Genomic DNA, 680 nt, shown 5'->3' with positions numbered 1-680 from the left:
CCTTGGCCGCGGCGCTCGCCGCGGCCAAGGTCGACCTGCGCATCGCGCCGCCGCTGACGCGCGACTGAGGCGCAACATTTTCACTTTATCCCCAAGGAGACGACTCGATGGTATTTGAATTTTTCGGCGACAAGAAGAAGGCTGTCATCTCGATGGCACATATCGGTGCCCTGCCGGGAACGCCCCTTTATGATGCCGATGGCGGCCTCGACAAGCTGATCGATGGCGTACTCTCCGACATCCGCAAGCTGCAGAGCGGCGGCGTCGATGCCATCATGTTCGGCAACGAGAACGACCGCCCCTATGTCTTCAAGGCGCCGCCCGAAGGTATTGCCGCCATGACTGCGATCGTCCAGGCGGTGAAACCCGAGCTGAAGGTGCCGTTTGGCGTCAATTATCTCTGGGATCCGACTGCCAGCGTCGCGATCGGGGCTGCCACCGGAGCCCGTTTCGTGCGCGAGATCTTCACCGGCCTGTTTGCTTCCGACATGGGCCTGTGGGAGCCCGATTGCGCCGCCGCCTCGCGCCTGCGGCACAATCTTGGCCGCGACGACATGAAGCTTCTCTTCAACATCAATGCAGAGTTCGCACACTCGCTCGACCAGCGTCCTATTGAATTGCGCGCCAAGAGCGCGGTGTTCTCGTCGATGGCCGACGCCATCCTCGTTTCCGGTCCGATC

1 protein-coding gene is annotated in these 680 nt (G+C 61.8%); it reads left to right on the top strand.

Annotation, left to right across the window (positions count from 1 at the left end):
• Positions 1–107: 107 nt before the first annotated feature.
• On the top strand, positions 108–680 hold a 573-nt coding region (locus tag EN893_RS36600; protein ID WP_128362293.1), incomplete at its 3' end, for a BtpA/SgcQ family protein.

This window comes from Mesorhizobium sp. M7A.F.Ca.CA.004.04.2.1 (assembly GCF_004022825.1).
Lineage (GTDB): Bacteria > Pseudomonadota > Alphaproteobacteria > Rhizobiales > Rhizobiaceae > Mesorhizobium.
The sequence above is the reverse complement of the archived record's forward strand: the minus strand, read 5'-3'. Positions and strand labels throughout refer to the sequence as shown.